The organism is Cellvibrio sp. OA-2007, assembly GCF_000953825.1.
Lineage (GTDB): Bacteria > Pseudomonadota > Gammaproteobacteria > Pseudomonadales > Cellvibrionaceae > Cellvibrio.
In genome coordinates, this window is the sequence record NZ_BBUL01000096.1 from 150,729 (window position 1) to 170,139 (window position 19,411).

Annotated in this window: 19 protein-coding genes; 2 read left to right on the forward strand and 17 right to left on the reverse strand. The window is 47.1% G+C overall.

All coding sequences use genetic code 11. The features are described from left to right. The 7 genes from AWU77_RS17485 to AWU77_RS17510 form a co-directional block, all read right to left on the reverse strand. Entirely contained in the window at window positions 1-1,446 is a 1,446-nt protein-coding gene (locus tag AWU77_RS17485; protein WP_062066891.1) for a circularly permuted type 2 ATP-grasp protein, read from the reverse strand. Window positions 1,447-1,794: 348 nt separating this feature from the next. Further along, on the reverse strand, window positions 1,795-2,409 hold the full coding sequence (locus tag AWU77_RS17490) for a 2OG-Fe(II) oxygenase (protein ID WP_062066433.1): 615 nt from the start codon (window positions 2,407-2,409) through the stop codon (window positions 1,795-1,797). A 168-nt stretch (window positions 2,410-2,577) separates the two neighbouring features. Beyond that, on the reverse strand, window positions 2,578-3,489 hold the full coding sequence (locus AWU77_RS17495) for an ROK family protein (RefSeq protein ID WP_062066436.1): 912 nt from the start codon (window positions 3,487-3,489) through the stop codon (window positions 2,578-2,580). 99 nt (window positions 3,490-3,588) lie between these two features. Then, window positions 3,589-5,634, reverse strand: a complete 2,046-nt coding sequence (locus AWU77_RS17500; RefSeq protein ID WP_238582511.1) for a TonB-dependent receptor domain-containing protein — start codon at window positions 5,632-5,634, stop codon at window positions 3,589-3,591. Further along, window positions 5,582-6,130, reverse strand: coding sequence for a TonB-dependent siderophore receptor (locus AWU77_RS20815; protein ID WP_238582512.1), 549 nt, complete (start codon window positions 6,128-6,130; stop codon window positions 5,582-5,584). Before AWU77_RS20815 ends, AWU77_RS17500 begins: the two co-directional genes overlap by 53 nt. 204 nt (window positions 6,131-6,334) lie before the next feature. Beyond that, on the reverse strand, window positions 6,335-7,312 hold the full coding sequence (locus AWU77_RS17505; protein ID WP_062066439.1) for a family 43 glycosylhydrolase: 978 nt from the start codon (window positions 7,310-7,312) through the stop codon (window positions 6,335-6,337). Between the two features lie 42 nt (window positions 7,313-7,354). Next, window positions 7,355-8,554: an ROK family transcriptional regulator gene (locus AWU77_RS17510; protein ID WP_062066442.1), complete on the reverse strand. Its 1,200-nt coding sequence runs from the start codon at window positions 8,552-8,554 to the stop codon at window positions 7,355-7,357. Window positions 8,555-8,741: 187 nt separating this feature from the next. Between AWU77_RS17510 and AWU77_RS17515 the strand changes: the two genes are divergently transcribed. Beyond that, window positions 8,742-9,983 (forward strand): sugar MFS transporter, encoded by a 1,242-nt coding sequence (locus tag AWU77_RS17515; RefSeq protein WP_062066446.1) that lies wholly within the window; start codon window positions 8,742-8,744, stop codon window positions 9,981-9,983. Here the strand turns inward: AWU77_RS17515 and AWU77_RS17520 are convergent. The 5 genes from AWU77_RS17520 to AWU77_RS17540 form a co-directional block, all read right to left on the reverse strand. Next, window positions 9,960-10,778 (reverse strand): class I SAM-dependent methyltransferase, encoded by an 819-nt coding sequence (locus tag AWU77_RS17520; RefSeq protein WP_062066894.1) that lies wholly within the window; start codon window positions 10,776-10,778, stop codon window positions 9,960-9,962. The genes AWU77_RS17515 and AWU77_RS17520 overlap by 24 nt on opposite strands. 77 nt (window positions 10,779-10,855) lie before the next feature. Then, window positions 10,856-11,509 carry an energy transducer TonB gene (locus AWU77_RS17525; RefSeq protein WP_062066449.1) on the reverse strand — a complete coding sequence of 218 codons (654 nt, stop codon included), beginning with the start codon at window positions 11,507-11,509 and terminating at the stop codon, window positions 10,856-10,858. An 85-nt stretch (window positions 11,510-11,594) separates the two neighbouring features. Beyond that, the gene (locus AWU77_RS17530; protein ID WP_062066452.1) at window positions 11,595-13,184 is read right to left on the reverse strand and encodes a M56 family metallopeptidase; all 1,590 of its coding nucleotides are present in this window, start codon (window positions 13,182-13,184) and stop codon (window positions 11,595-11,597) included. 33 nt (window positions 13,185-13,217) lie between these two features. Further along, entirely contained in the window at window positions 13,218-13,631 is a 414-nt protein-coding gene (locus AWU77_RS17535; RefSeq protein WP_084618532.1) for a BlaI/MecI/CopY family transcriptional regulator, read from the reverse strand. A gap of 198 nt (window positions 13,632-13,829) precedes the next feature. Continuing rightward, window positions 13,830-14,483 carry an OmpA family protein gene (locus AWU77_RS17540; RefSeq protein ID WP_062066455.1) on the reverse strand — a complete coding sequence of 218 codons (654 nt, stop codon included), beginning with the start codon at window positions 14,481-14,483 and terminating at the stop codon, window positions 13,830-13,832. A 180-nt stretch (window positions 14,484-14,663) separates the two neighbouring features. Between AWU77_RS17540 and AWU77_RS17545 the strand changes: the two genes are divergently transcribed. After that, window positions 14,664-15,185 (forward strand): internalin, encoded by a 522-nt coding sequence (locus AWU77_RS17545; RefSeq protein ID WP_062066458.1) that lies wholly within the window; start codon window positions 14,664-14,666, stop codon window positions 15,183-15,185. Window positions 15,186-15,208: 23 nt separating this feature from the next. On the opposite strand, the gene AWU77_RS17550 is transcribed toward AWU77_RS17545, so the two are convergent. The 5 genes from AWU77_RS17550 to dapA all read right to left on the reverse strand — a co-directional run bounded on the left by AWU77_RS17550 (window position 15,209) and on the right by dapA (window position 19,277). Further along, the gene (locus AWU77_RS17550) at window positions 15,209-15,484 is read right to left on the reverse strand and encodes a PilZ domain-containing protein (RefSeq protein WP_062066461.1); all 276 of its coding nucleotides are present in this window, start codon (window positions 15,482-15,484) and stop codon (window positions 15,209-15,211) included. 122 nt (window positions 15,485-15,606) lie between these two features. Further along, the gene (gene purC / locus AWU77_RS17555) at window positions 15,607-16,317 is read right to left on the reverse strand and encodes a phosphoribosylaminoimidazolesuccinocarboxamide synthase (protein ID WP_062066463.1); all 711 of its coding nucleotides are present in this window, start codon (window positions 16,315-16,317) and stop codon (window positions 15,607-15,609) included. 64 nt (window positions 16,318-16,381) lie between these two features. After that, window positions 16,382-17,152 carry an MBL fold metallo-hydrolase gene (locus AWU77_RS17560; RefSeq protein WP_062066466.1) on the reverse strand — a complete coding sequence of 257 codons (771 nt, stop codon included), beginning with the start codon at window positions 17,150-17,152 and terminating at the stop codon, window positions 16,382-16,384. Beyond that, window positions 17,153-18,367 carry an outer membrane protein assembly factor BamC gene (bamC, locus tag AWU77_RS17565; protein ID WP_238582513.1) on the reverse strand — a complete coding sequence of 405 codons (1,215 nt, stop codon included), beginning with the start codon at window positions 18,365-18,367 and terminating at the stop codon, window positions 17,153-17,155. Window positions 18,368-18,404: 37 nt separating this feature from the next. After that, entirely contained in the window at window positions 18,405-19,277 is an 873-nt protein-coding gene (dapA, locus tag AWU77_RS17570) for a 4-hydroxy-tetrahydrodipicolinate synthase (RefSeq protein WP_062066469.1), read from the reverse strand. Window positions 19,278-19,411 lie beyond the last annotated feature (134 nt).

The window sequence follows — 19,411 nt, forward strand, 5'->3', positions numbered from 1 at the left end:
TTAATCCTCCACCACAATCCAGGTATCTTTACTGCCACCACCTTGTGATGAGTTCACCACATAGGAACCCTTGCGCATAGCAACACGCGTTAACCCACCGGGAGTGACGCAACTTTCACGCCCCTGCAATACAAATGGGCGCAAATCGATATGGCGCGGTTCGGCATTACCATTAGTGAGAATCGGTGCGGTGGATAGAGAAATTAACGGCTGCGCCATATAGTTGCGCGGATCGGCTTTAATACGCAGGGCAAATTCTTCCAGTTCTTTTTTGCTCGCTTGCGGGCCGATAATCATGCCGTAACCACCCGATTCATTTGCCGGTTTAACCACCAGCTTATCGAGATTGGCGAGCACGTAATCGCACTGCTTCTTATCGACACACAGATAACTCGGCACATTGGGCAGAATGGGTTCTTCACCCAAATAATATTTAATCATCGCCGGCACAAAGGTGTAGATCACCTTGTCATCCGCCACACCCGCACCAGGCGCATTAGCGAGCGCAACATTACCCTTTAACCAGGCGCGCATTAAACCGCGAACACCGAGCACCGAATCCGGATTAAACATGTCCGGATCTAAAAATAAATCATCGATACGACGATAAATAACATCGACACGCTTTAAACCATCAATGCTGCGCATATACACACAGTCATCGCTGTCGACAACCAAGTCACTACCCTCAACTAATTCCACCCCCATTTGTTGCGCGAGGTAGGAATGTTCAAAATAGGCAGAGTTATAAATGCCTGGGGTGAGCACTACAACTTCAGGGCGATCAGCCTTGCGCGGCGATAAAGACGCGAGTGTATCGAACAGCTGGTTGGGATAGTCGGTGACAGGAACAATATTGTGATTTTCAAATAACTCAGGGAAAACACGCTTGGTTACTTTGCGATTCTCCAGCATGTAGGAAACGCCAGAGGGCACGCGCAAATTATCTTCCAGAACAAAAAACTCGCCTTTGTCATCGCGAATCAAATCGCTGCCGCAGATATGGGACCACACACCATAGGCCGGCTTCATGCCCATACATTCTTTGCGGAAGTTGACCGAGTTTTCAAACAAGTATGCGGGTACAACCTTGTCTTTAATGATTTTTTGGTCGTTGTAAATGTCATTGATAAAACAGTTGAGCGCCGTTAAACGTTGAATCAGCCCGCGTTCTGTTTTTTGCCATTCACGCTGCGGGATAATGCGCGGGATAATATCAAACGGCCACTCGCGGTCGATGTTGCCTGCGTCGCTGTATACCGTAAATGAAATACCCATCGTTTTAATGGCTAGCTCAGCGGACAGCTTGCGCTCTTGCAACTCCGCGCCGGTCAGTGAGGCGAGATATTGGGCGAGATGTTTGGTTTCAGGTCTGGGCTTGCCGGGCGAGCCAATTAATTCGTCGTAAAAATTGCCAGAATGGTAATTCTGCCAATCAATTTTCATTTCACTCATGGTGACTTCCTTAAGCATGCGCGGCCTCGCCTTATTGTCTCTATAAAAGAGGGAGCTTTTCTGAGCGTGGTATGTTTTTTGTTATAGCGCCCGCTGAAAACTAATCCTCTAGTTCCATTTCCTCTCTCCCGGAAGAACTCCAGCGAGCCACAGATCAAGTCTTGCAAAAGCATTGCCAACTAACTTACCTCCTCAGCGGTATTTACCTTCAAAGGGCTGCAACAAACAGCAGAACTTCGCTATCCGGGAATTTTAGCCGCCGTTATTCCGCAGCCGCAGGATTCACCACCTAATAATCATGCACATTTAGGCTAGAGAACCCACTATTCGCCTTGTGCTCTAAGGTTTTACCCGAAACCAACCAGCAATACTCTGACGTTGGCGACTCGCGGGTAAGACCTCATGGGGAAAATTCTCACTCAGGAACAACACCAATCTGCCGCATTCTGGTGCAAGCCTGAACAACTCTGTGCTCCCCGCTTCATCATAGAGCACTAATTCACCGCCTGCTGCAAAATCCCAGTCAGGATTCAAATAAAAAACGCTCGAAACCTTGCGCCCCGGTTTACCGCGAAAAGCATCGCGATGCTTTGCATAAAACGCACCCGGTTTATAACACGCGAAATGCGCTTCATATTCACACAAACCCAAAAACAAGCGCTGATTCAACGCCTCCCTTAGCTTATCCATTGCAGATAAAAATTCTGTGACAGCGGCTGCACCTGGCTCCAACCATTCAATTACATCACCGCGCACCGAGTCATTGAGTTGAAAGTTATCCGCGCGGCCAATACCCGCTCGTTTCAATTGCACCTCTTTTGAGCCGATCAATGCAACCAAGTCTTGCGCGAGTTGTGCGGAAAACGCACCATCGAGAATAATAAAACCAGGGCCCGCGAGAGCATCGGCAATCGCATCATACTGTGTATGTAGAGGATGATTGAGGTTGGACATAGCTACCTGCTGACTTCACGAACATTTGCATCACTAGTGCAAACACGCATTATAAGCAGATAGCAGCCGAGATGGAGGCGATATCAATATTTACTTTTTATTGTTGCGATTGCAGATGAGCACAGGCGGCCCTTCGACAACAACTTGTGGCCTTCACTATGCCACTGGCTACTTAACCTTTGATAATGCGAGAGCAGCAATACCCACAATACCCGCCATACCCTGCAAAGGCGTTTGCACAATATAGTCAACCGTATTGGCCAGGACTGCAGCAGGAGCGTAACCATTAAGCCGCTCTAGAAAATAACGATGAATCATAGGCAACAGATGTGGCTGATCCATCACACCACCACCGAGAATAATTTTTTGCGGCGCAATTATTTGAGTCAGGTTTGCGCACATCACCGCGAGATACTGGGCTTCGATATCCCATGCAGGATGATCGTTTTTCAAATGTTTACCTGAAACACCCCAGCGTGACTCTATTGATTTACCCGAGGCCAACCCCTCAAGGCAATCGCCATGAAATGGACAGCAGCCAGAATAGGCATCTACTGATAAATCGCGCGGCATCAACATGTGCCCTATTTCAGGATGCCCCAAGCCGCGCAGGAGTTTATTGTTAACAACTATACCCGCTCCTATTCCCGTACCTATGGTCACATAGATATAGTCACTCAGGTCACGCGCAGCACCGCTAATTTTTTCGCCCCAGGCCGCGCCATTTACATCGGTTTCAAATGCGATGGGAACGTTTAACTCGCGCGAAAAATAACCGCAGATATCGATGTTGGACCAATTCGGTTTAGGTGTGTTAGTTATGTAGCCATAAGTAGCCGATGAGGGAATCAGATCAACCGGCCCAAAACTGGCAATTCCCATCGCAATCAGCTCAAGCTGTTGTGCAGCTAAAGTCTGTTGAAAAAAATGATTAACCAGAGCCAGCGTCTGCTCAGGTGTTGTAGTAGGAAATGCCGCTTGCGCAATAATATTGAGCTCTGTGTCGAGCAAGGCACAATTGAATTTAGTACCGCCCGCTTCAAGCGCCGCAATTACACCAGGTAAAGATGTACTAGCCATAGAAAATCCACGATCCATTAACCTGTGGTGAGCAAGGTTAATTCGATTGATAAAAAGGTAAAAAAAGCCGGGGAAGAATTCCCCGGCAAAAAAGGCTTGCTAGAAGTTGTAACGCAAACCAAGAGACATAGAGCGACCACTGACTGGACGACCACGGATAATACTCCCAACTGCAGCTGACCCCTCTTCAGCTTCTGTAAGCGCAAACTCATTGGTGAGATTGTTTACATTCAAACTGGTAGTTAACTGCTCGCTAATATTCCAGCTCGCATAGAGGTTCACCAAGTTGTAACCATTTTGTTTCAAATCATTATTGTCCTGCAGGTAAAAGTCTGTGGTGCCCTGCAGCGCAAGACCTACAGTAAAGTCCTCCATTGAAAACTCTGGCGCAACGGTCCAAATAAAATCTGCCTGACGACGCGGTGCATTACCTACCACTGCGGCATTAGTTTTATCTTTGGTAATTTCCGCATCTGACCAAGTAGTGTTACCACGCAGCGAAAAATAATCATTAATCTGATACTTACCTTCCAACTCCAAACCAGTGGCTTCGTATTCGCGAACAAATGTTACGCCCGAGGTAATTTCTGCATTGGTCTCTTCAGTAATAGTGTTAAACACAGTGGCGAACAATGACCAATCATCTGCTATTAATTTGTAACCCACTTCCAACTGCTGCACATTATCGTAACCATCCATTGTAGCAGAGAGACTACCGTTGGCATTGAGCGAGCCAGCTACTTGGGTTAAGCGATCAGCGACTGCACGGCCGCCATCACTATAACGAGCAAAAACGGAGGAGTTATCGTTCAACAAATAGGTTCCGCCGATCGAATAAGATGTATTACTTGCATCGTAATTAACGCGGGTTACCGCCGCATTAGTTTCATTGAGCACGCGCACACCACCCGCAATAAAACCAGCCGATGTTGCATTCGCATTTTCCATTAAGGCATCAGAGTCCAAACGGGTAATTACACCATTCGCAACAGAAAATTGACCTATGCTGCCATTACCATTCAAATCAACAGAGGTATTGCCTCCACAACAGCCATCAAGCCGCACACCACGAGCTTGCACCTCATCGCGACGCACACTCATATCAAACGAGAAGTCATCGGAAACTTCAAACGCAACATTTAAATAAGGCGCTGTGGTGGTGTAATCCAAATCCCAATCCCACGCCAGAAAACTCTGGGTCAGTGCACCCTGGTTAGCAAGCACCAGGTCAATCGGATTACCCTGTGCATCAATACCAGCGTCTTTTGCTACGTAGTGAATATTTTCACCCGTGCCCAAGACCTGCATGCGGGTATGCCAGCTTTCCCAAGCAGTATCAATATTCTGCTGAGAAAAGTAATAACCACCCGTGACCGTCACAGCATCAAAACTTTTGGTTAAGCGCAAATCGTTAACTGTCAGCCCTAAATCTTCAAATTTGGTATCAAACATTAAATTAGTAAACGCCAAATCATTTGGGTTAGCAGTTTTACCGTTTACAGTTGCAACGACTCCACCAGAGCAGTCAATACTGACGCCACCAACAGATGCTTGTGCACAAAGTGCAGCACCTTTATTTGCGACAGTATCTGTGCCACCAGCAAAACCATCGGTAAACGGGGAGATAAATCCGCCCGTAATTGATGAGCGGCGAAATTTATTATTGATGACCAAACCATCGCCAATTTCGTTGTCAAATTCAAACCCAAATGCGTTAACTTTGGATTCAATACCATCGCGTACCGAGCGCTCATGAGCATTACCATAAGCATCAAATGTAGTAATTTGTGATGATGCAGAACTTTGCAAAGCGTCAGTGCTGGCGTCAAAGCCGGGAACAGCGCCGTAGGAACCACTACCCTTTACCATAACTGGGGCAGGCAAGTAAGTTGTAACCTTATCGTTGAGACTTTTGGCATAGACACGGATAAATCCATTATCTAATTCTTTGGTTAGATTAACTTTAATTTGCCCACCGTTATCGCCGTTAAAGCCCGTTTCGCGCACGCCTTCACCATTGCGATAAAAACCACCAACGTGAAAGTAAATCGTGTCAGTTAGCTCTCCGCCATACTCAAAATCAGTGCGAAACTCATCGTAATCCAGCCCGGTGGTGATGCCAAAACTGCCCCCCCTCTTCCTCACCGGTTTTACTTAAAATATTGATGATCCCGCCAGGTGAGTTACTGGCCAGTGTTGAAGCAGAGCCACCGCGCACGGATTCAATTCGCGCCACGCTGGAATCGAAACGTACAAAATTATCGGTATTGCCAAAATTAATGTCACCAAACTCAAGTACGGGTAGGCCGTCTTCATGAATTTGCATGTATTTGGATCCACCCGTAGCTAGCGGAATACCGCGAATAGTGATGTTTGCATTACCGCCACCACCCGAAGATTCTGCGCGGATGCCCGGCAAACTGCGGAACGCTTCAGCAATCGAACGTGGTGAAGCTTTTTCCACCTCGGTTGCCGGTAAAGCACTAACCGAGATACTTGCGTTCAGCTTGGTAACCTCTTTGCCGACAACACCAGTCACAATCATTTCTTCAACAGCGCCATCCTGCGCAGCCACTGCAAAAGAAAGGGTGGCGATGGCCAAAGCCAAACTATTAGGTAAAAAAGATGCAGAACGTAACATGAGCTCTCTCCTGTGTTATTAATCAATCGTTTTTGTTATTTGTTGCATTTCGATACTAATTAAATCACTGTGATTTAATATATTCAAGAAAAATCACACACTCTTTTTGCACATTAATCATTACATTTAGAACTTATTGGATTAAAAGCAGGTAAAAAATGAGGGATTCACCACCATTAGGCTTTGAGAGCCAAAGGGTTTAAATCAATCTGCTAGATAAAGGCTGCCATCCTCTGCTTGTTGCACCAGAATAGGATCGATAATCACGCCCTGAAATTCCCCCTGTTCGTTATTGCCCAAAAACGCCATGAAATACCAGTTACTATCCGGCCCCTGAATAATACGGCCAGCATAAAGGCCATCTTGCTCAGGACGGGTAAGGAACCCATTCCCAATTACTTCATAAGGGCCAAGCATTTGCGCCGATGAAAAATATTTAACGCCAGTTTGCGGAATAACATTTGCGTCTGCCTTATGTTCCGCAGAGTGGAAACGCGTAGATACAGAGCAAAATAAATAATATCGCTCGCCTATTTTTTGAATCTGCGGCACTTCCATTTCGCCGTACCAACCGGGAGCCAAAAAAGCATCCCCTACTTGCCAATCAAATAAATTTGTTGAACTTGCATAACCAATTGCACCGCGACCATCGGGAGCGCCGCGATTCACACGACAGGTCACCAGCATATGGTAGAGCGGATCACCTGCTGAGTTTTTATCAACAATAATCCATGGATCTCGCCAAGAGGCATCGTGCCAATATTCCAACTTTAATCCGTCATACCAACGCTCATCTAATTCAACCAATGGGTTTTGGTCGTGCTTATGCCAATGAATTAAGTCTGGCGAGCGAGCCAAACACACACGCTGAACCAACCCTTTTTCTGCACGCTTAGTACCGGTATAGAACATTAACCACTCGTTTTCATGGCGAAGCACGCTGCCCGTCCAGGTGGTAAATGAATCAGCGGCATCTTCATCACCAACAGTGGGTGCAAGGGCGTCCGGCAAAATCGTCCAGCTTTTTAAATCCTGCGATAGTGCATGCCCAACCGAAACATTCCAGTGGCGTAAGTCAGGATTACCTAACGACTTATCCGCTTGTAAATAAAAGAGATGATAGTCCTCACCATCTACCGCAAACCAAAAATCCCACACCCACTTATCAGTTAATTGCAACATAACGACCTCTGTTTATTTCCACATGTGGATTAGCGTAAAAAATTAATCACCTGTTAGCATTACATTCTTGTCGGGCGAGAAATTGGCATAAAAAGGCAGAATTGCCCCGCCTATAGCGCGCGCGTCCGGCCCGACACTGCCACTCAATACTTGTGGTGCAAGCACTCCTGTCGGTGTTAATAAATTCACACGTACTGCTAGCTTGCCCACAATTTCATGCACCAAATCGCGCGGCAGATTTGCATCTAACACAATGGCTTCTAGATCCAATACGCCTGTTGCAGAAAAAATGACAAACGAAAAAGCATCGATCGCATCCTCAATCCACTCATCCAATGCCACCTGTGCCGCCGGTAATAATAATGGCAGCTGCGAGATGGTATCGATCGAAAAACCGCGCGCATTTAAATGACGACGCAGTGCATAAATAGAAACACGGTTCGCCAGAGTTTCAAACGAACCCGCTACGGGTGGCACTGTATCCAGTTGTGAGGCAGTCACCGGCATAGAGGCCAGGGCGCCAGCATTACCGTGCACGCCAGCTTCCAGCTCGCCATGCAAGACCACACCGCCGCCCACAAAGGTGCCGATAAAGATGTATAGAAAATTATTGATCTTATTACCGCAACCCAATTTCAACTCAGCTACCGCAGCGGCAGAGCAATCATTTTCGACAAATACAGGCAGATCAATTTTTTTCATTAACTCTTCGCGCGGCTTGAACTGGTTCCAGCGTAAAGCCAGCTCATCACTCATATTTAGTTCACTTTTCCAAGCCCCCATAAACCAAGGGATTGCAAGACCGACACCAATAATTCGCTGCTGATGCGCCAACGACAAACTGCTACGCAAGTAATTGACACCTTGAACGACTTTATCGATTAAAAAATCCGGATCGGGCAAGGTAAATTCGTGTGCAACTTTGCTCAATACGTTGCCACAAAAATCCATTAACAAGATTTGTATATCGTTACGCCCTGCATTCACACCAATCGAAAATGCGCCTTTAGGATTTAACGCATACATTGTGGAAGGCTGCCCGAGACCTCGCTGTACCTTGCCTCGCTGCTCGACTAAATCCGCCTGCTCCAGATCATCAATGATGCGCGTTACCGCTTGAGGCGTTAAATTTGCAAGTTTGGCCAGTTCAAACTTCGATGCCAAACCAAGCCTACGCAGCTCACTAATCAACACTCGCTCGTTGTACCGACGCAAACCGCTGGAATTGCTACCCTTACTCATAAATGCCTCACCATTGGGTTACCCGTATTTCCTTTCAGAATTATGGTCGAATCTGTTGACTTAATTAAACCACTGTGAATAAATAAGTCAATCAATTTTGTCATCCTAATCATTTGAGTGCCAAATTGAAACCAAAAGGACCGGTACTAAAGGGCTTCATAACAACAATTTCCCCGAGGGCAGCGTCATGTCAACTGCGTACGAAACTCACAATTTACGACTGATCCGCTGGTTAACATTTTTGATGTTCACCATGTTTGCCATGACTACCGACGCCGTTGGAGTCATTATTCCTGAGATTATTAAAGACTTTGGCTTAAGCCTGACTCAAGCAAGTGCATTTCACTATGCGCCTATGATTGCTATTGCCTTTAGCGGGATTGCTTTCGGCTTTCTCGCCGACAAGCTCGGGCGCAAATACACCATCTTGATAGGCTTGGGGATCTTTGCGCTCTCATGCTTTTTATTCTCACTAGGGCACAATTTTGAATTTTTCGTTGCATTACTACTATTGTTAGGCTGTGCAATAGGCATTTTTAAAACCGGCGCCCTGGCACTGATTGGAGACATATCAACAGATACCCGCGAACACACGCGCACCATGAATACAGTAGAGGGGTTTTTCGGAGTGGGAGCAATAATCGGCCCAGCAATAGTTGCCTACTTACTGACAACACAAGTGTCATGGATCTATTTGTATTTAGTTGCGGGAGGTATTTGCGTGTTACTGATGCTAATCGCCAGCTGCGTACAATATCCACGCGCGCAACAAAGCAATGATCATGAAAAAGTTGACCTGAGAAGAACAATAAAAATGTTGCGCAACCCATATGCGGGCGGCTTTTCAGCAATGATTGCTCTCTATGTCGCTACTGAAGTCGCTATTTACGTGTGGATGCCCACTTTTTTAAAAGACTATGACGGAAATTGGCAATGGCTTGCCACTTACGCACTGACCATTTTTTTCGTGCTACGTGCGGGAGGAAGATTTTTAGGTGCATGGGTTTTATTGCGGTTTGAGTGGTCGCTGGTGATGGCCGTATTCAGCGCAGCAATTTTTTTATGCTTTATTGGGAGCGCTTTAGGTGGACCCGCACTTGCAGTATTTCTATTCCCGCTATCCGGGCTCTTTATGTCCATGATTTATCCAACACTCAACTCAAAAGGAATCAGTTGTTTCGATAAACACGAACATGGTTCTGTAGCAGGCATAATTTTATTTTTTACTGCCCTTGCAGCAGCACTGGGGCCGCTCTTGATGGGGCTGGCAGGTGACTTATTTGGTCATGTGAAATATGGTTTTTATATGGCAACTGCTTTTGCCGCCTTACTCTGTATCGCACTTTGCTACAACTGGTTACGCAAACCAGCCGAAGCAAGATTAAATCGCGAGCATCAATCACAGCTATGCCCCGAGATGATCAGGTAACTTTTTTAAAGTGTAAATATCGTAGCGACTGGATTTTCCTTCCAATTGATACGAAGGCGCCTGATTATTGAGAAACGGCGCTTTGCGTGGACGCTTGACCACCACACGATAATTCACATGCGCTAACGCCAAGGGCAGCAGCGCATCGGCATCTTCATCTTTACCCACCACGGAATGAAATGCGGCCATTTCTTTTTTGACATCCGCCGTTTTTTGTCGCTCGGGAAACATGGGATCGAGATAAATCACATCGGGAAACTGTTCAGCGCTGAGTGATTCGAGATAAGTGCGACTGTCCTGCGCAAGCAACTGCATACGATTGATTACCTGCAGCAACTCTGCGTCTTGTTCGCGCGCAAACGCTTGCGCGCGCAAAAGGCCATCCTGCAATAACACATGCACTATGGGTGAGCGTTCAATCATAGTGAGCTGGCAACCGAGTGTGGCCAGTACAAAACTATCCTTGCCCATACCCGCGGTTGCATCTAACACCTGCGGATAAACACCTGCTTTAACACCAACCGCTTTGGCGATCATCTGCCCTTTGCCGCCACCGAATTTACGCCGATGATCCACTGCTCCTTCGGTAAACTCCGCAATTATCGGCCCAGGTGCTTTGCGTCCGGTTTGCTGCAAAGCGATTCCGACTGAAGAAAACAGCACAACAAAAGCGTAATCGATAATAGCTTCCGGCATTTGCTCGACGAGCAAAGGCAACCGCGACACTTGGGAAAGCTGCTCGGCTTGTGCTAAACGCTGCGGGCAATTACATAAAACAGCAAGAGAATCAGACATAAAAACACTGGGTAAAAATAATAGTGAAGACATTATCTATTTGTTACCCAGTGCGAGCAATCTTTTGTTCTACATGGTTATTTTTCCATCGCAAAGCGCACACGATCTTTTACGTCGTAAGTTTTTACCGGGGCGCCATCAACCACATTGGGTTTATATTTCCAACCTTGTACAGCTTTAATCACACTTTTATTAAACACGGCAGAAGGCACATAAGCGATGATGCGAATATTTTCTGTGGTTCCTAATGTGGTCACATCAAACAGTATATCTACATAACCTTCGGTACCTTTGGCCGCTGCTGCTTGTGGATATTGAGGAGCAATTTTAATAACAGGCACCATTTGCCCTCCGATGCCAAATACTCCAGTAATAGGTGGTTTGGTTATTACTACAGGGCCACCAAAACCAGCACCAGGATTTGAATCGACCTCCATCGGCTCAACTATATTTACACTGGGAGGCGGCGTTTGCTCAATCGGCTTAACAGGCAATGCCTCCTGCATCACGGGAATTACTTTTGGAAAATCTGCAATAATCTGTGGCATAGGTGGATGAGTGGGCGGCACCACTATTGGATAATCTTTATGCACCAACAAATACATTGCATAGAGCAAAATCGACGTAACAATAAACGCTGACGGAATAATGCCCAAGATATTAAGTAACGGATGAAACTGAACACTTGGCAACGACATAGTTTTTTGATCGAAAATCAATGATGAGTTCATGGTTATTTCCTCGTGGGTTTTATTTCAGGCAAGACAATGCCCTGCCAGTGACTAGCAACACAAAAAAACGGAGAGAGAGGGGAAATTATCGTCGGCGGTTATCGAGCAAGATTTGGTCGTGACTAACCTGCTCGCTATCAGCGACTAAATTAAAACGAAACAGTTCGGTCACACCCTGTACCACAACGGGCTGACCGTCCAATAACAAGGGGCGATAGCGGAATTTTTTCAGCGCCGCCAAAACACTGCGATCAAAAATACGGGAAGGGGAATGGGCGCGGACCTGTGGATCCACAATATTGCCCTGCGCATCAATGGAAAATATTACTTCCACCCAACCCTCAATACCTTTCGCCAAGGCTTGCGCTGGATACTCTGGCTTCGCCATATCAATCGGTAAAAAACCTTGTATCTGTATACTTGGAACTGCAATAGCGTGCTTATGGGATTCCACTGCACTATGCAATCCTTGCAAGTCGTGCAGCTCTTGTTTGGTTGGACGCGCAACATGAACACGCACTTGTTCAACATTGTCTATAGACGCGGGAAGCGAATCGACTTGCGGTTTTAGCTGCTGTAATAACACCCAACTAAATTGCTCGGTATTGACTGCGCTTGGTTCAACAACAGCCGCGTCTTGCTGCTGAAAATCAATGCGCAGCATATGCGCAACTCGCTCGCGCATCTGTTCTTGCAGCGGAATAATTTGCACACTGGCAAACAATACCAATAACAAACCACCGACAATTAACCAGTATTGCGCAGCCTCTACCGGCACCGGCTGATGCGGGCGGTGTTTATCCAACACCAGTATGATGCGCTGATAGACAGGTGATTGGCCGCGCATATTTAACGCATCATTATCAACATTTTTATGGGTATCGCCGCTGGCAATAGCCAATAAATTTTGTGCGTATGCGCGATGTTTATCGCGTAATTTATAAATGTAATCATCACAAGCAATTTCAGCTTGCTGATAAATTTTTTGCGCCAGCCACCAAATCGGCAATAAAAACCAAAAGCATGCACAGGTGACTTTTACCAAAAGCGTGGTGAGCCAATCCCAGCGAGCGATGTGGCCCAACTCATGAATAAATACACTCAGCTGTTTTTCTTCATCCCACAACAATGCTTCGCGGGGCAACATAATCACCGGGCGCAACACACCCCAGGTTTGGGGTGAACTGACTTCACGGGAGGTCATGACTTTTACCGGGCGAGCAATATCAATCAACTCACACAATGCAGTTACTTGCGCGCGCATTGCATCACACTCCACTGATTGCGCACGCGCTGCAATGCGAGATAAGCCAAACACCCCCAGCGCTAAATAAAATAACAACCAGGTTGCGGGCAACAAATACAGCCCGATAAGAATCATTAACTCATTTTTGCCCAGCGAACTTATTAGCATCGGTAGCAACGCACTTAACCAGTCTTGCGGTACACGAATAATATTGCTGAGCAGTGGTACAGCCCGATCCTCAACCGCTGGCAAGATACTCGCTAATAGCGGCAGTAAAAGCACAGCAATCACCCCAAGACTCAAGACAAAATGTTGCAATGCGGCTGATTGTTTGCGCACACATAGCCACAGTAAAATAATGACGAGCAACAAAATAATCGGCTTGATTAAACCGGTCACTATCAGGCTAATCGCAAGGGTAGTATCCATGCTCGCTACTCGATAGGTGGGCAACCCAACAGGTTAGGATGAGGTTTTATCGTTATCGGAAGCAGCATCAATTGCCTGCTGCAACTGCTCAATCTCTTCTGCGCTAAGCTTTTCTTTATTCATCCCCAACAATGCATTAACAGCGGCGGCAGTTGATCCGGCAAAAAATGTTTTTAATAATTTTTGCAATGCGGAGGCACGCGCCTCTTCTTGAGCTACAACGGGAAAATAGATATAGCGCGGGCCGTCTTCACGAAAATCGACAATTTTTTTCTCAACTAATTTTGCAAGCATTGCCCGAACTGCTGAATAGCCTGGCGCATCGGGCAGCGCCGCGCGCACATCTTGAGCGGATAACTCACCCGCCTCAAACAATGCGTCCATAATTTGCCGCTCACGGCGACTCAGCTGCGCGACGGCAGTTTTATCCAGATCATCAACAGTCATAAGAACACCCAGAGAGTTAACATTCTAACATGCTATTTTTATAGCACCATGCTAATAAATTAGCACCCATGGTATTTTAGTCAAGCCATAAGTGCTAAAAAAATAGCACAAATTACTTAATGTTTTGATTTATATGGATTTTTTAATAAAAAAAGCCGCTGCGGTTGCCCGAGCGGCTGTTTTTGGAGCGGGTGACAATTATTCGTTAGGTACTAATTCCAACTCAACGCGGCGGTTTTGCTCACGGCCAGAGGGAGTATCGTTGCTAGCAACTGGGTAACGTGAACCATAACCGTATGACTGGATGCGAGCACTGCTGACTTTTTGGCTGCGCAAATACATAGCAACGCTATCGGCGCGGCGTTCACTCAATGGTTGATTAATCTTATCGCCACCAGTTGAGTCAGTATGGCCGGTGATGCGAAGCGAAGTCTGATTAAACTCAGCCACAACCTTGGCAACTGAATTCAATACCGGGAAAAAGTCTGAGCGAATATCGGCGCTGCTTGAAGCAAACGTAATATTGCCTGGCATAATCAAGGTCAAGTTATTGCCATCGCGCTGCACCTGTACACCTGTACCCTGCAACTCTGCGCGCAGCTTGCTCTCCTGGCGATCCATATAATTGCCGGCACCGCCGCCAATCGCGCCACCCAGCACCGCACCTTTTAAGGCACGTTCACGGCGATCTTTTTTATCATCGCCAGTTGCAGCACCCAGTACTGCGCCAGCCAGTGCGCCTATGCCTGCCCCCTTTACTGTTTTACTGGTTTTTTGTTCACCGGTATAAGGATCTGTTGTGGTACAACCCATAATGGTGAACGACAAAATGATAGCGAGGATATATTTCATACGAGACTCTCCAATAAAACAAAAAACGAGGGGGAACTAACTATATGTACTGATGTAATGATTGTTGAATACTGGAACTGAATAAATACTGAATTCTATGATTGCTGCCGCCTCCAGATCTGATTACAGTGGCGAAATAATTCGCGCTCAATTTTCCGCTTCAACCCAGGAAAACTCCATATGCATAGTAAATCTTTGTTACTTTTTTGTGGGCTAGTCACCAGTTTGTTAACCAGCGGGTGTAAAAATTATTCCGTCAGCGTGAATGAAAATGTTGTCTACACTCCACCATCAATCTTTAAAGATTATCAATTGGCTGATGCACACCTGCACAACTGCGTAGAGCAAACGATTTACGATTTGCATATCACCAGCGCAGAAGAATTAACGCGTCTGAATTGCAGTAATGCAGGTATTACTTCGCTGGCGGGCTTAGATAAGTTTTTTGCAATGAAGGAACTCAATCTTGCGGACAATCAAATAATAGACATTAGCCAAATTGGGCAGTTGGGTCGGCTGGAAAAACTGGTGCTAACCAATAACAAGATTAACAACCCCGCACCGCTGCTGAACTTACTGCACCTCGCACAATTACATTTGGATAACAATCCTCAAATGACGTGCAAGGATTTACATCAGTTACAGCAAAATCTTAATCACCAAAAATTAGATTTAAAACTACCAGCCCAATGCGCAAACTAATCAGCATGGTGTACGGGGGCAGATTACAGAGCGCCCCGCACAAACATCAAACCAAGGGTGTTGCGCAGCTGATGCACAACACGCATACGCACTGGCTCAGCATTAATCGCACCTACTGCTTTTTTAAATTTAACTGACACTTCTGTACCCACTGGCGGGCAGACTTGATTTTCAATTTGCACTTGCGCGCCGCCATCAGAAATATCTTTGGCAAAACCGACAATCGTGCCAAAACTTGGGTGGGACATTTCAACGCGTACTGACGTTGAGGTGCGCTCAAAGATGCGGCGTTCGTTCACTGTAGGCACTCCATGATGTTATTAGCCGTTTACTACATTGTTTGAGTATAGATACTAATCGTTAAAATTCACCTGCAATAAAAAAGGGGCCTAAGCCCCTTTTAGCGGCGCGAAACTCTTGATTAGAACGTTAAACCAAGACGCTGACCAACCATTTCGTAGGACTCGACAACATTGCCAAGGTTCTGGCGGAAACGGTCTTTATCCAATTTCTCGCGAGTGTCTTTATCCCACAAACGACAGCCATCGGGTGAGAACTCGTCGCCAAGAATAACTTCGCCTTTGTGCAGGCCGAATTCCACTTTGAAATCCACCAGCAGCATATTGCCTGAGGCAAACAAATCTTTAAGCACAGCGTTGATTTTAAAGGTTAATTCTTTCATGCGCGCCAACTGCTCTGGGGTCGCCCAGCCAAATGATTGCACGTGGGATTCATTGACCATTGGGTCACCCAAAGCATCATTCTTCAAAAACAGCTCAAACGTTGGTGGATTCAATTCCAAACCTTCTTGCACGCCCAAACGGCGCACCAAAGAGCCAGCAGCCAGATTGCGTACCACACACTCAACCGGAATCATCTGCATGGTTTTCACCAGCACTTCGGTATCCGACAGTAGTTTCACGAAATGCGTAGGTACACCTGCTTCCTGCAGCTTGGTCATGATGAACGCATTAAACTTGTTATTCACCATACCTTTGCGATCAAGTTGCTCAATGCGCTTGCCGTCAAAAGCGGACGTATCGTTGCGGAATAACATGATCACATGATCAGGATCATCCGTTTTGTAGATAGATTTGGCTTTGCCAGCGTAGAGTTGTTCGCGCTTTTCCATTGATAGACCTGCTATTCAAAAGTATGTTTTAAGAAACAAAAAGATAAAAAACAAAATAAAAAATTTAACAAACAGACAACCAGTCAAAACCCTGATTTTGACATGCAAAGGTGACTTGTTTTACCTCGGCTGTCACCGGTGCTAAAGCGGCCTGCGCCAACTCCAGCGAATTATTCTGCTGACTGATATGCGCTACCACTAGATGCTGCAACCTTGCACAATTGAGCCGCTGTAAAAAACCGGCGGCCTGTTGGTTACTCAAATGCCCCCAGAGCCCTCCTACCCGCTGCTTCAGTGAAGGAGGATAGGAACCCGAGGCAAGCATTGCCGGATCGTGATTGGCCTCCAGCACCATGGCATCAAGATCCTGGTAATGCGCTTCAACATGGGCGGTAATACTGCCGAGATCGGTCAGTATGCCCAACCGCAATCCTGCGTATTCAAAAACAAATTGCGTGGGCTCACGGGCATCGTGTGGCACCGCAACCGGGGTAATCTGCAAATCGTTGAGCACAAATGGTGTGTAGGCCTCTATCAAACGCAAATCAGGTAACTCACCTAAATTGCGACTGTGATAAGTGCCCGGTGTCATATAAACCGGCAGATCATAGCGCCGCGCCATAGTAGCGACACCCTTGATATGATCGGCGTGCTCATGGGTAACCAATATCGCCAGTAGATCTTCCGCGCGTTTACCCAAGCGCTCAAGCCGCTGATTAGCTTCTTTGACGCTAAAGCCACAGTCAATCAGCAGCGTGCGTGCGCCCCACTCCACTAGAGTAGAGTTGCCGCGGCTACCACTCCCCAGTGAGGCAAAACGCAGCGGAGCGAGCATCTAAATCAGGTTTCTCCGCAATACGGTGAGCAGTTCACGCGCTTCATGTGGCGTCAAACGCTTGCCATAAGGGTCGCGCACACGCACAACAAAATCACCTTCATCGCCAGTCACCACAATCAGGTAGCCAGGTGCATCGGGTAGCACTTTCTCTTCATCGCGATCTGAACGCGGCGCCTTTTCAAAAGCATCGCCAGTCAGCATATTGGCTTTAAGCTGCGCCACTGAATAAGGCGATGAGGGCGGTTTGGGATTCAAGCCTATGTGGAAAGTTCGTTTGAACCAACCCGGTTTAGCATCTTCAGGATCGATGTAATGAACATAATAAAGACCCGCTTCAGTATCCACATCAAGCGTTGTAAAACCATCGCGCTTAGCCGCATAAGTCAAGGTCGCAAATGCGCGCTGGCGATCCAATTTAATAGTCATTACCGGCTCAGTGCGCAATACAGTTAAGCTCGCCTTTACCGAGCCGCCAATCGCTTGCGCAAGCAGTGAGGTACCACCTTCAGCGGTTTCACTGGCCAGAGTCGCCGCCAGCTCATCCAACATCCATTTTTCGCGCTCGGCATTCACAGAGCGGCGTGGCCAAGGCATATCGGGCGCAGGTTTTTCGGCGACGGGGACACTCATATGGGTGATATGAATTTCGGTAGTTTCAGGCTGTACTCCCTGATCGATCTGCAGGCGATAGCGGTCATAGGTCGATAAATCAGTTTTGAATTGCAGCCAACTGGTTTCAATAATGCCTTTGCCGATATCCGCTTTGCTCACCGCCAAAGTGTTCACATTAAGAAAGTTGCGAATACGTGGCCAAACCTCGCCGGGTGCGGCGTTCAGCAGAATCCAGCTCTCGCTGCCAACACGTTGAATTTTGACGTTTTCCTGCTCCAAATTAGCCGATAACGGCATGGGGCGCGGAACCTCATAATCATCTGCGGTAGGGTCATAACCAAAGTCAGTTGCAGTGATCGGCGGGATGGGATAAAGCTCGCCCATGGTTTCTGATTTTTTACCCGCAGGTAAAACCAAAGGCGGAATATTGTCGGCTTTAACGTAATCGCCTTCACGATTACGGAACACACCCTCATCGCCAAAAAACATACCGCAGCCAGAGAGGGAAACCGTCAAACTGGCAACCAGAAACGCCAACAATGGGCGCTTGATCGACAGCAAAGGAGTTGTTGTTATGGTCATTGCTTTAATTGGACTCATGAATCATCTCATCGACAACCTGCACGCAGGGATTGGATTAAACCCCGGCAGCTTGCATGGCTGTTTTAAGCTGTTGGTGATACTGCTCTGACAGACGTGTCAGCGGCAGGCGAATACCCGATTGGATAAGACCCAATTGTTCAACTGCCCATTTGACGGGGATCGGGTTGGACTCAACAAACATGGCCGTGTGCAAAGGCAGCAACCGCTGATTAATCGCACGCGCTTCTTCTGCATTACCAGCCAGTGCTAATTCACACATACGTGCAATAGCAGCAGGTACGACATTCGCCGTGACAGAAATATCCCCTTTGCCCCCTAAAAGAATCAATTCAACCGCCGTGGCATCATCACCCGAGATAATTGCGAAGTCAGCGGGAGCTTGTTCGATAAGCACTTTGGCGCGCTCAAGATCACCCGTAGCCTCTTTGATACCAACAATATTGGATATTTGCGCCAAGCGCAGAACCGTTTCCGGCTTCATATCCACACCGGTGCGCCCCGGCACATTGTAAAGAAACTGGGGAATAGCAACCGCCTTGGCGATATGCGCGTGATGCAAAAACAAACCTTCCTGCGTCGGTTTGTTGTAGTAAGGCGTTACCAACAGACAGGCATCGGCACCCAAATCTTTTGCCGCCTGCGTCCACTCCACTGCCTCGGCAGTAGCATTAGCGCCGGTTCCAGCAATCACCGGGATGCGACCATTGACCTGATCGACCACTTTTTTGATCACCGCCAAATGCTCTTCAATATCCAGCGTTGGCGACTCGCCAGTGGTGCCGACCGCTACAATCGCGTGAGTACCCTGCTCCAGATGCCAGTCCACCAGCTTATGCAAACCAGCCCAATCGAGGGAATTGTCTGCATTCATTGGGGTTACCAGGGCAACCATACTGCCGTGAATCATCGGGAGCTCCGTTAGCTAGCAAAATAATGTAGCGTAAAAAGTTGGGGGAAATGTAAGTGGATTAACAACGAAAGGCGCCATGGTACTGAGTGGGGCCAGACGAAACAAGCAAAACACCATCAACAGACCGTGAA

Bases quoted from the DNA above. Each gene is read 5' to 3' on its own strand.
- bamC (WP_238582513.1), bottom strand. From the start codon at position 18,367: ATGAGTCCAATTAAAGCAATGACCATAACAACAACTCCTTTGCTGTCG.
- purC (WP_062066463.1), bottom strand. From the start codon at position 16,317: ATGGAAAAGCGCGAACAACTCTACGCTGGCAAAGCCAAATCTATCTAC.
- AWU77_RS17540 (WP_062066455.1), bottom strand. From the start codon at position 14,483: ATGAAATATATCCTCGCTATCATTTTGTCGTTCACCATTATGGGTTGT.
- AWU77_RS17510 (WP_062066442.1), bottom strand. From the start codon at position 8,554: ATGAGTAAGGGTAGCAATTCCAGCGGTTTGCGTCGGTACAACGAGCGA.
- AWU77_RS20815 (WP_238582512.1), bottom strand. From the start codon at position 6,130: ATGTTACGTTCTGCATCTTTTTTACCTAATAGTTTGGCTTTGGCCATC.
- dapA (WP_062066469.1), bottom strand. From the start codon at position 19,277: ATGATTCACGGCAGTATGGTTGCCCTGGTAACCCCAATGAATGCAGAC.
- AWU77_RS17530 (WP_062066452.1), bottom strand. From the start codon at position 13,184: ATGGATACTACCCTTGCGATTAGCCTGATAGTGACCGGTTTAATCAAG.
- AWU77_RS17535 (WP_084618532.1), bottom strand. From the start codon at position 13,631: ATGACTGTTGATGATCTGGATAAAACTGCCGTCGCGCAGCTGAGTCGC.
- AWU77_RS17515 (WP_062066446.1), top strand. From the start codon at position 8,742: ATGTCAACTGCGTACGAAACTCACAATTTACGACTGATCCGCTGGTTA.
- AWU77_RS17560 (WP_062066466.1), bottom strand. From the start codon at position 17,152: ATGCTCGCTCCGCTGCGTTTTGCCTCACTGGGGAGTGGTAGCCGCGGC.
- AWU77_RS17490 (WP_062066433.1), bottom strand. From the start codon at position 2,409: ATGTCCAACCTCAATCATCCTCTACATACACAGTATGATGCGATTGCC.
- AWU77_RS17525 (WP_062066449.1), bottom strand. From the start codon at position 11,509: ATGAACTCATCATTGATTTTCGATCAAAAAACTATGTCGTTGCCAAGT.
- AWU77_RS17545 (WP_062066458.1), top strand. From the start codon at position 14,664: ATGCATAGTAAATCTTTGTTACTTTTTTGTGGGCTAGTCACCAGTTTG.
- AWU77_RS17485 (WP_062066891.1), bottom strand. From the start codon at position 1,446: ATGAAAATTGATTGGCAGAATTACCATTCTGGCAATTTTTACGACGAA.
- AWU77_RS17495 (WP_062066436.1), bottom strand. From the start codon at position 3,489: ATGGCTAGTACATCTTTACCTGGTGTAATTGCGGCGCTTGAAGCGGGC.
- AWU77_RS17520 (WP_062066894.1), bottom strand. From the start codon at position 10,778: ATGTCTGATTCTCTTGCTGTTTTATGTAATTGCCCGCAGCGTTTAGCA.
- AWU77_RS17505 (WP_062066439.1), bottom strand. From the start codon at position 7,312: ATGTTGCAATTAACTGATAAGTGGGTGTGGGATTTTTGGTTTGCGGTA.